Annotated in this window: 11 protein-coding genes; 3 read left to right on the forward strand and 8 right to left on the reverse strand. The window is 43.4% G+C overall.

Annotated features, from left to right (window positions below):
• The first annotated feature begins 58 nt into the window (after positions 1-58).
• The gene (gene bamA, locus PHR02_RS01630; RefSeq protein ID WP_299987978.1) at positions 59-2299 is read left to right on the forward strand and encodes an outer membrane protein assembly factor BamA; all 2241 of its coding nucleotides are present in this window, start codon (positions 59-61) and stop codon (positions 2297-2299) included.
• Between the two features lie 46 nt (positions 2300-2345).
• Here the strand turns inward: bamA and PHR02_RS01635 are convergent, their stop codons facing one another.
• The 8 genes from PHR02_RS01635 to plsY form a co-directional block, all read right to left on the reverse strand.
• The gene (locus PHR02_RS01635) at positions 2346-3293 is read right to left on the reverse strand and encodes a DUF808 domain-containing protein (RefSeq protein WP_299987981.1); all 948 of its coding nucleotides are present in this window, start codon (positions 3291-3293) and stop codon (positions 2346-2348) included.
• Positions 3294-3296: 3 nt separating this feature from the next.
• Entirely contained in the window at positions 3297-4769 is a 1473-nt protein-coding gene (locus PHR02_RS01640; protein WP_299987985.1) for a Ppx/GppA phosphatase family protein, read from the reverse strand.
• On the reverse strand, positions 4770-5024 hold the full coding sequence (locus tag PHR02_RS01645; RefSeq protein ID WP_299987988.1) for a YfhL family 4Fe-4S dicluster ferredoxin: 255 nt from the start codon (positions 5022-5024) through the stop codon (positions 4770-4772).
• 81 nt (positions 5025-5105) lie between these two features.
• Complete coding sequence (locus PHR02_RS01650; RefSeq protein ID WP_299987991.1) at positions 5106-6407, reverse strand: HAMP domain-containing sensor histidine kinase; 1302 nt, start codon at positions 6405-6407, stop codon at positions 5106-5108.
• A gap of 204 nt (positions 6408-6611) precedes the next feature.
• A complete protein-coding gene (gene hsrA, locus PHR02_RS01655; protein ID WP_299987995.1) occupies positions 6612-7286 on the reverse strand; it encodes a homeostatic response regulator transcription factor HsrA in 675 nt (224 codons plus the stop codon).
• Positions 7287-7460: 174 nt separating this feature from the next.
• Complete coding sequence (locus tag PHR02_RS01660; RefSeq protein ID WP_299987998.1) at positions 7461-8102, reverse strand: OmpA family protein; 642 nt, start codon at positions 8100-8102, stop codon at positions 7461-7463.
• 66 nt (positions 8103-8168) lie between these two features.
• Complete coding sequence (locus PHR02_RS01665; protein WP_299988003.1) at positions 8169-8498, reverse strand: dihydroneopterin aldolase; 330 nt, start codon at positions 8496-8498, stop codon at positions 8169-8171.
• Positions 8495-9109 carry a glycerol-3-phosphate 1-O-acyltransferase PlsY gene (gene plsY / locus PHR02_RS01670; RefSeq protein WP_299988006.1) on the reverse strand — a complete coding sequence of 205 codons (615 nt, stop codon included), beginning with the start codon at positions 9107-9109 and terminating at the stop codon, positions 8495-8497. Before plsY ends, PHR02_RS01665 begins: the two co-directional genes overlap by 4 nt.
• 146 nt (positions 9110-9255) lie before the next feature.
• On the opposite strand from plsY, the gene nadA reads away from it, so the two are divergent.
• Positions 9256-10254, forward strand: a complete 999-nt coding sequence (gene nadA, locus PHR02_RS01675; RefSeq protein ID WP_299988148.1) for a quinolinate synthase NadA — start codon at positions 9256-9258, stop codon at positions 10252-10254.
• Positions 10251-11066, forward strand: a complete 816-nt coding sequence (nadC, locus tag PHR02_RS01680) for a carboxylating nicotinate-nucleotide diphosphorylase (protein WP_299988009.1) — start codon at positions 10251-10253, stop codon at positions 11064-11066. The genes nadA and nadC overlap by 4 nt, the downstream gene beginning before the upstream one ends.
• Position 11067: the final 1 nt, after the last annotated feature.

Genomic DNA, 11067 nt, shown 5'->3' on the forward strand with positions numbered 1-11067 from the left:
TCCTATTAATCGTAACGGTGCTAGAATAAGGGACTATTTTAACGCAACGGACTTTGGCTTGAAAAAAATCACCCTCTCTTTAGCAGTAGCGAGCGCTCTTGTTTACGGATCGACACAAAATGTTCAATCAATACAGTATGAGGGGATGATCCACATCTCCGAAGCGGTCGCAAAACGGCTAAATGAGGTCAAAGTCGGTGAACCTCTCGACCCGATTGCGGTCGATAAAACCGTCAAAAACTTTTTTGACCAAGGGTACTTTGAAGATGTATGGGCAGATGAAAATGATGGCAAAGTAACGTTTCACTTTAAAGAAAAACCGATCATCTCTAAGATAGAGCTCAAAGGGTACAAAGAGAATGATGAAGAGGCAACAAAAGGGTTGTTGCAGATTGAAAAAGGGGCTCTTTATGATGAAAAGCGTCTTGAAGGGGCTAAAAAACGGATTATCGATGCTCTGAGTACTGATGGTAAAATTGACTCAGTAGTTGAAATTGATACCGAAAAACTCGAGAATGGAAGTATGCACGTTACTTTTATTGTTAATGAGGGTGAAGAGATTATTATCAAAAAACTTCGTTACGCTGGAGTATTGACCCAAGACAGTGGTGATTTTGACAGCATGATTGCGAACAAAGAAGAGCAGTTTATGGGATGGCTCTGGGGACGTAACGACGGTAAGATGAAAGTAGCGGAACTCCAATACGATCCATTGCGTATTCGAGATTTTTACATGCAGAACGGTTATTTGGATGCGAAAATTGATGAGCCGTTTGTTGCAGTCGATTTCGATCATTACACTGCTGAAATGAGCTACAATATTTTTGAAGGAGATGTGTATCGTGTTAGCGATATCCTCATTTTTCAAGATACAGCTGTTATTGATGATAAAGAACTTTTAGATGTTATTGCACTAGAGAAAAACAAACCTTTTAACATCAAAACCTTCCGTGAAGATGCTGATCGTATTAAAACAAAAATCGCTGATTTGGGATACGCGTATGTTCAAGTTCAACCTGATTTAAAAAAAGATAAAGAGGGAAAAAGTGTTGATGTTGTTTACCGTATTAATCCAGGTAAAAAAGTACGAATTCGTAATGTAATAGTTTCTGGTAATAACCGTACATTAGACCGTGTAGTACGCCGTGAGCTTTTCCTCGCACCAGGTGATTTGTACAGTATGACCAATCTCAAAGATTCTCGTAATGCGATTGGACGTACTGGATATTTCGAAAGCAATACAATCGAAGAGAAGCGGATAGATGATGAATCGATGGACTTAATCGTTCAAACCAAAGAGGCACCGACCGGGAATATCCAACTTGGTGGAGGATATGGAAGCTTTGGTGGAATCTTGCTCAGCGTTGCGGTGAGTGATCGTAATATTTTTGGTTCAGGGATTAATGTAGGGCTAAATTTGGAGCGTTCACAACGCACCAGTAACTACTCGTTTAATATCTCGAATCCTCGCCTTAACGATAGTGATTTTAGTGGTAATTTTTCAGTTTATAACAGTTCAACAGAATATGATAGTTACTCTGTTGCCTCTTTAGGTACAAGTGTAGGGATAGGTCACCGATTCAATCGTTACTGGAGCGGTTATATGGGGTATAACTATTCTAAAAATGATTACAGTGATTTTGATACGCTTACATTAACAAGTGAACAATTACGCTATTACGAAAGTTATGCAAAAAGTTCACTTATTGTTTCGGCTACCTTTGATAATACTGATGACTATTATATCCCGCGTGAAGGGTATGCATTTTCCCAAAGCTTTGAAAAAGCAGGACTTGGGGGAGATGCTGATTTTATCAAAAGCCGTACCACTTTTGGAGCGTATAAAGGGTTGCAAAAATTGACCGATTTTGACCTCATTCTACGCTACAAAGCTCGATTTAATTATGCGGAGGAAAGTGGCTATTTACCACTCAATGAAAAGTTTTATATGGGTGGGATCGGTTCGGTTCGTGGATACCAAGGATATTCTATCTCTCCTACAGATGGTGTAGATAGTAATGGAAAGCCAAATAAAATTGGAGGGACTCAAACGTTCTCAAACAGTTTTGAGTTAAGTGTTCCATTGGTTCCCGAAGCGCGTATGCGAGCAACTGCGTTTGTCGATTACGGAATGATTGGTGAAAAGAGTTTGAGCGAAATCAAACGGGGCGGTTATGGTATTTCTCTAGAGTGGTTTAGTCCGGTTGGACCACTGCAACTGGTGTTTGCTAATCCAATCGGGGATAAACCAGGAGATGAAACAACCGCGTTTGAGTTTACGATCGGACAAAGATTTTAGGTTAGTGCCGTTCGTGGTGAGCTAAGTCGAACCATGAACGCGAAGCTTACTTCTTAAACACTCTCACTATTTTAGAAATCACTTCAACTACACCCATCACGATTCCACCTGCTACAATCCCCGCAATCGCATCGATGAGAACAGGTGTTATCCATCCTAATGCCTTTCCGGCAGTTGGGATACTCTCAACGCTCTGTACGGCACTCTCTAGGAGATGGTGAGCATCAGGAATTCCGTGCAAGAGAATGCTTCCCCCAACAAGGAACATCGCGGCAGTTCCGACAACGGTGAGAATTTTCATGAGTTTCGGAGCAAAACTGAGCAGTCCTTGTCCCAAAGCTCTTTGTGGTGCCCCGCGTTTTCCCTCCGGGGCAGTTTGAAGCAGATGAAGCCCTGCGTCATCCATTTTGACAATAGCAGCGACAATCCCATAGACACCTATGGTGATCGCTATTGCGATTCCAGAAACAACCATGGTTTGGGTTAAGAGATCTTTATCTGCAACGGTCCCTAGCGCAATGACAATAATCTCTGCGGAGAGGATAAAGTCAGTACGAATCGCCCCTTCGATTTTCTCTTTTTCAAACGCTTCGAGATCAACGTCTGGGTTATGGAAAGCTTCAATCAGATCATGCTGATGATCTTCCTCTTCTTTAGAATGTAAAAAAGGGTGGGCGATTTTTTCGAACCCCTCATAACACAGATAGGCACCACCAATCATGAGGATCGGTGTGATCGACCATGGGGCAAAGGCACTAAGAGTTAATGCGGCAGGGACGAGGATCAATTTATTTTTAAATGACCCTTTAGCAACACCCCAGACCACAGGGAGTTCACGTTCAGCCCGTATGCCTGCAACTTGTTGTGCATTGAGGGCGAGATCATCACCGAGAACGCCGGCTGTTTTTTTAGCGGCCACTTTGCTCATGGCGGCAACATCGTCGAGGAGGAGGGTTATATCATCAATGAGTATAAGGAGGCTGCTTCCTGCCATAGATTAATCCTTGAGTATGAGGGTAAAGTTAGGGGGTAAGACGATATTTTTGAGCTGTTCGCGTGCTAAATAGAGAGATTTTCCTCCGACGATTAATAAACCGCTGTGAGGATCCATTTCGAGTGTGATATCGGACGCGTTGACGCGTCCGGCTAAGAGGATATGGGAGAGCCACAAAATTGCGCTCAGGGCATCGAGAGTAGCCTCATCGGGTAACAATGATCCGTACGAGTTTTTAGGGATGAGATCGGAGGAGCTATTCCCTTTTTTAAAGAGCAACAGATGGGAGATCAAGGCAATTTGTGAATGACTGAGGGCATAATCCAAAGCACTCATCGCTAGATAATGGCTATGGCGTTGGTAGGCATAATAGCGGATACCAACACCGATAGAGAGGAGTTTTGCTGCGACACTCAGTTCATGTCGATAGAGAGGATTGATCTCTAAATGGAGATGAAGTAAATCAAAAATGCGTTTAGAGAGGTGAGAGCATTGGAGTGCATGATCGCTGTGAATTCCGTACGTATCGAGTAGGTAGCGTACACTTGGATTATAATGTGCGGGGAATTTATCTCCGTTGTTACGGAGTAAATCGCTCAAGAATGCCCCTTCGCGTACACCGACCCCACTACACAGTAGTTTCTGGCTTTGGGTATGACGGATAATACGCTCTAAAATGAGGGTTCCGGGTTTGATGGTGTCAAAACGATCGGGTTTGATAAATAAAGAGCGGAGCTTTTTTGGACTGGCACCTAGTATTTGAGAGGTAAAGCGTAAAAAATCATTGGCATCACTCGTATAGGCATGGAGTTTTTTGAGAGGATACTCCTCTTTTTTCATCAACGCTCTGGTGAGGGCACGAAAAGTCCCCCCAATACCAACAAGGGTAGTCGTTCCAAAATCGGGGAGCTGTTTCAGTGCGTTATCGATATAGGCGGTTGCCCCATTAATATCGTCGTTATCAAAAAATAGCTCTTTGATGCGGACGGTTCCGATATTCAGAGAATAAAGTTGTTCCACTTTTCCGTTGCGTAGTAGGGCAAATTCGCTCGAACCGCCCCCTACATCAACGGTGATAGCCTCATCCATAGCAGGGAGGAGATTCGCACATGCCATCCCCCCTAAATAGGCCTCTTTTTCTCCACTAATGATTTTGATGGAGAGAGAGTGTTCACGTTTGATACGGGAGAGGAAAACAGAGGCATTAGGGGCATCACGTAAAGCAGAGGTAGCTACGCACAATATTTTTCGCGCACCGAATGAACGGGCGATCGAAAGAAACTCACCAATAGCTAAAGAGGTACGCTCCATTGGCTCATGTTGAAGATTTCCTCCATTTTTATAAGCGGATTCGCTTAAGCGGACGGAGCTTTTAACCTCATGCAGAATATGAAAAGCAAAACGGCTGGTTTTTTGAAAGACCGCCATCCGCATCGAATTGCTTCCGATGTCGATAACGGCGGTACATTGTGCCATTTACTCCTCTTCCTCCGATAGTTGCTTGTGTTTGTAGAGGAGTTCTTGCATGGTTTCAACGTTGTCTTTATCAGGAATGATACAATCAACCGGACAGACGGCAATACAAGCAGGCTCATCATAGGTTCCTACGCATTCAGTACAACGGTCTGGATCGATGATATAAATCGGATCACCCTCTTCAATTGCATCCATCGGGCACTCTTCTCGGCATGCGTCGCATGCGATACATTCATCGACTATTAATAGTGGCATAGGTTGCACCTCGGTTTTTATATTGGTTATTGCGCGATTTATAGCGAAAGGAACCTTTGAGGAGTTTTAAAGTAGAAAAACTTATCGCTGTGGGAGGACACAACACAGTTTCGAAGGGAGAACCATACGGGCAATAGTGCCATCAATTCCATCGTCACGATTGGTTAACGTAATCACGGCCCCGATAGCTTCAGCCGCACTTTTGGCCAAAAATAGTCCAAGTCCTACCCCTGATTTATTGCCCTGACGCTTAAATGGAGCGAAAAGATCGACACTTTCATCAATTCCGCACCCCTCATCGATTACTTCGATGACGATTCCGGTTCCGTTAAGATAGCTATTAAAGCGGATTGTTTTTGTCTCAGGGGTAAATTTGAGGGCATTTTGTAAAAAATTCTGCAAAATTTGGTTCAACAGCGTCACTTGTAAGACCGCACTAAATGCGTCGGGTCTAAAATCAGTTACAAGGGTTTTGTTTTCACTGTTCGCGAGAAGTTTAAAATCCCCTTCCCATTTTTTTAGAATTTGAATGATATCGGTTTGTATTGGGATCTCAAGCTGTGCCCCTTCTTGTCGACCGATATTGAGGATGTCACCAACGATTTTATTCATCTCATCGACACTTTGGTTGGTGATACGGATCGCTTCGATGTACTCTTCAGGAGAGCGTTTTTTGATGAGGGTAACTTGATTTTTGAGCTTGATAACGGCAAGAGGAGTTTTGAGCTCATGTGCTGCACCGATAAAGAGCTCTTTTTGGTACTTAACAAAATTTTGAATCCGTGCAATAAGACGGTTCAGGGTCTCCCCAAGAGGTTCAAACTCATCAGGGAGCTGTTCAACCTTGATAGGGCGGATGAGGTGCTCGTTCATATTAGAAAGACGTCGTGAGAGAGCGGTAATCGGTGCAATCAACATTTTTGAAAAGGCAATGGCATAGAGGATAATAACAACAAAGCCAACGGCATTGATGAGAAAAATAGAGTTTAGGATTTTGGTCAATAACCGTTTCGTTTGGGTAATGTCACGGCTTACTTTTAAATACGAAGAGCGCTCAAAGTCAAAAGGGTAAATCAAGGTAAGGGTGGTTGTTTTGTCTTTGTGGGTAGTTTCGTAAAAATCGAGATGTTCTTCTTTCACAGAAAGGGTTATGAGTTCAACATTAAGTCCCATTAGGGTCTCCGTGTTGTTTTGCTGAGAGGATAAAAGAGATTTATAAGATGATATATTTTCAGCATAACCGATCAGTTCAGCTTGTTTTTCATCGTAAATAGATTGTTTGATAAAAAGGAATAAAAAAGAGGAAAATAGGATAACCAATGCTGCCGAAGCAACAATCAGTTGAAAAAGAAAACGTCGTCTTATACTTCTTTTTGAAAACACAATTTTCCTCTTTTCATCCTATCTTTTGGTTGTAGCCTTAGTACAGGTTACGTGTAATATTTTATGATTATACAATAATTTCTTATCGTCTAATCTCTTAAAGAGAGTGAAATAAAGCCAAGAAAATTGTAAGTTAAAAGAGAGAAGAGAAAGGATGCAAGCCCCTAAAATAGGGACTTGTTAGAGAAGGTGGAAATTTAAAAGTTAATTTACTTCTTTAGGGAAGCAAAAACGGTAACCACGACGACGTACTGTCTCGATGGTTGTAATACCGAGAGGTTTGTCCATTTTTTGACGGATTTGGTTGATTGCAACTTCGATAACGTTAGGGGTAACGAGTTCAGGCTCTTCCCAGATTGCGTCAAGCAATTGTTCTTTAGAGACGATTTGATCACGATGACGTGCAAGGTGGGTCAATACTTCGAAAGGTTTCCCTTTAAGTTCGATCTCTTTTTCTTTGTAGATGATTTTTTCCTCTTCAGGATTAATGATCAAGTCATCAATTTCGATGATGTTGCTTCCGCCAAAACGAAGGCGTGCTTCGATACGTGCAACAAGGACATCAAAATCAAATGGTTTACGGATATAGTCATCCGCACCGGCACGAAGTGCATCGATTTCGCTCTGATTGTCATCACGAGCAGAAAGAACGACTACGACTGTTTTTGGAGTGTTGGTTTTGATATCAGGGATGATATCAACACTGTTGCCATCTGGCAACATCCAATCCATCAAAATTAGGTCATAGTTACGGATGTCGAGGTAATACTCGCCATCTTTTAAAGTTTCGACGACATCGCTTTGGTAACCAAACTCTTTAAGCCCTTCTGCAAGGGTTTTGTTGAGGGTTACTTCATCTTCAATGATCAGAATACGCATTCAGATTCCTCATATAACGGAAATTTTGCCGAAATGATACCATAGTTTTAGAAATTTTTAAACTTTTTTTCAATTTTTTTTAAAAAATGGAATAGTAATAAACGATAATGGTGCTTTTGAAATGATTGTCTAAAAAACAATCGGGACTAATCTCCCCATTTTGGGAAGAAAAATTTATTTAGTCGGGTTAGGGATGATTTTGATCTCTACACGTCGGTTTGCTTCACGTCCTGATGGTGTATCGTTGGAAGCGATGGGCATAGTTTCTCCGTATCCTACTGATTTGATACGATTTGAATCAACCCCGTGACTTGAGAGATAAGAGGTGACACTCTGCGCACGTAATTGTGAAAGGGTTAAATTACTCGCATCACTTCCGACATTATCGGTGTGTCCTTGGACTTCGATTTTGGTTTCCGGATATTTAACCATAACGCTTGCGATATCATCTAGGACCGGATTGAAATTAGCTTTAATATTGGTTTTTGCCGTGTCGAAAGTAATTCCGCCCGGCATATTGAGATTGATGGTGTCTCCTTGGCGTTGTACTTCTACTCCGGAGCCTTTTAGCTCTTTATTAAGCTCTTCTTGTTGGCGGTCCATATAATACCCGATACCTCCACCAGCTGCCGCTCCAAGCGCGCCACCGATTAGAACCCGTTTTGCACTATGATTTCCGGTAGCCGCTCCTGCTGCCGCTCCGGCGACTGCGCCGATAAGTGCTCCGGTTTGGGTTTTAGAAAGACCGGTTTCGGTTCCGGCACATCCGACAAGGAGTAATCCTGCGGTTAATAATGATAAAGCCATACGTGTCATAAAATAATCCTTTAGAAAGTCAAACTAGTATGCTGTAAGTATACCGTTGAATCGTGAACCAATTGTTTACAAATAGCGGAGTGTGTGCGATACACCGACGCTACAATGGGGCAAAATGTTAGGTTTACGGATATTCAATGTGAGCTCTTCGATGAGCGGAAAATGGTGTTTTAGGGTAGTTCCTAAAACGTCTAAAGCGGTTTCGATTAGCTCAAATTGCTCATCTCTCATCGTTCTTTCGATGAGCTGTGTCACTTCGGCGTAGTTGATAAAGTTCCCCTCAGAGTAGGGGTAGTCAATCGTACAATCGATACGTACTTGCTGAGGAGTGGTACGTTCATGATCAAGAATCCCGATTATGGTTTCAAAGGTGAGATTCTCGATCAGGATTTTCATGCGACCCGTTTCTCTTCCCCTTTGAACAAGCGGACAAAGTTAGGGATATGTTTATAAAAGAGGATAAAGGCGATAAATAGCACCGGAGCGTGAGGCATACTCGGAAAGAGAACGAATGAGGCAATGACGAGAGCGGCAAGTCCTAGCATCGAGGAAAGGGATGAAATACGGATCGTTTTTACCGCAACTCCCCATACAATGAGGGCGATAGCGGTAGGGATAGGCAGCATAACCGCCATAACGCCCATACCGGTAGCTACCCCTTTGCCACCCTCAAACCACATATACGGGCTGAAGCAATGACCGAGTACAGCGAGGACAGCAACCATCCACTGCGCAGCATCGCTAAGCTCGAAATATTTAGCAGCGAGGACAACGATAATCCCTTTTAGTGCATCAAGTGCGAGAGTAGCCGCGCCGAGTTTTTTAGCAAGTTTAGGATTACTCTCTTTGACAACGCGCAGTACATTGGTCGCTCCGATGCTACCTGAGCCTGAGTCGGTGATGTTGACCCCGGCAAATACTTTTGCCAAAATGAGCCCGAACGGGATACCGCCGAGGAGATAGGCAGCCAAATAAAACTGTACATTGAGGTTAAATAAAAAATCCATTAGAGTCCTTTTTGGGATAAACGAGGTGATATTATAAAGCACCGATGGTTACAACTGCCTAAAAAAGTGCTTAGGAAGTTTTCATCTTCAAGGAGCGACGGGTGTGAGTAGGTTATAATAATAGCTTTATCGATGAAACAAGGAATATAAGTTTGACTACTGAAGAATTAAAACAGAATATTATTGACTTAAAAAATCGTCTCAGCGTTACCGTTGTAGCGCACTTTTATCAACGAGATGAAGTGTTCGAGATGGGAGATATAACGGGAGATTCACTCGAACTGGCTAAACGTACGATGGCGGATGATAAAGAGTTCGTCGTGTTCTGTGGTGTCGGTTTTATGGGACAAAGCGTCAAAATCCTCAGCCCCCATAAACGGGTCGTAATGCCGAAAGTTGCGTGCTGTGCGATGGCAAAAATGATTGATGGCCTCTATTACGATCAATCGATCCAAAAACTCGAAGATGCAGGGATCAAAGCGGACGATATCCTCCCGATCACTTACATCAACTCCGATGCGGCAGTAAAAGCGCGCGTGGGGAAAATGGGGGGGATGGTCTGCACCAGCTCCAACGCCAAAACGATTATTACCAATGCACTCGCCGAGGGGAAAAAGATCCTATTTGTCCCTGATCGCTGTTTAGGGCAAAATATCGCCAATATGATGGGGCTGAAATCGTGCGTCATCGGAGACGGAACCGATCCCAAAGAAGCGGATATCATTTGTTACGACGGATTTTGTTCGGTGCATCAACTCTTTAGTGTCGAGGATATCGAGTTTTACCGCAATAAGTATCCCGGTATTTTGATCGCCGTCCACCCTGAGTGTGACCCTGCTATCTGTGACCGCGCTGATTTTGTCGGATCAACTTCTCAACTCATCAAATACATCATGGAACTTCCAGCGGATCAAAAGGTGGCGGTAGGGACAGAGTTTAATATGGTCAACCGCCTCCGACCATCCAATACCTATATCCTCTCCTCTACCAAACCTGAATGTCCGACGATGAATGAAACGACGTTGGAAGATTTGTATAATGTCCTTAAATCGATCGAGGACGGTGCCCCGATCAATGAGATCGAAGTGGACGAAGATACGGCGCATTGGGCGAAAATTGCGTTGGAGAGGATGATGGCGTTATGATCGAACAATTTATCCGTGAAGTATTAGCTGAAGATGTAGGGCGTGGGGATTTGTATGCTCGGGTTTCCGATGCGGTGAGTGCCAGCGCGAAGATCATCGCGAAAAGTGACGGTGTTTTAGCGGGGGAAGAGTATCTGCGTGTTTTGGCAGAGATGGAGCGATTTGAGATTGTTTGGCATAAACATGACGGTGAGACGTTTGTAAAAGGGGAAGCTTTGATGGAACTCTCCGGCGATTCTCATACGCTGTTGCGGATTGAACGGACGTTGTTGAATATGCTGTTGCATGCGAGCTCTATCGCGACATTGACCCGTAAATATGTGGATCTCATCGCCCCCTATGGAACAAAACTTCTCGATACCCGAAAAACTCGCCCACTGCTACGTAATTTCGAAAAATACGCGACTCGTATCGGAGGAGCGACGAACCATAGGATGGGGCTGGATGATGCACTGATGCTCAAAGATACTCATCTTAAAACGATTGCCAATTTAGAGCTTTTTATGGAAGAGGCGCGGGCAAAAATACCGTTTACAGCGAAGATAGAGATTGAAGCTGAGACGATTGAGATGGCAAAACATGCTATGGAAGTAGGGGCCGATATCGTGATGTGTGACAATATGTCTGTCGAACAACTGCGCGAAGTGGTCGAATACAAATGGGAACACCACAGCAGTGTTCTCCTCGAAGCGAGCGGAAATATCACGCTAGAAACGATCGAGAGTTATGCCTCAACGGGAGTTGATGCGATTAGTACCGGTTCTCTCATTCACCAAGCTAATTGGATAGATATGTCTATGAAAATGGATTAAT

The sequence above is a fragment of the Sulfuricurvum sp. genome (assembly GCF_028688295.1).
Taxonomy (GTDB): Bacteria; Campylobacterota; Campylobacteria; order Campylobacterales; family Sulfurimonadaceae; genus Sulfuricurvum.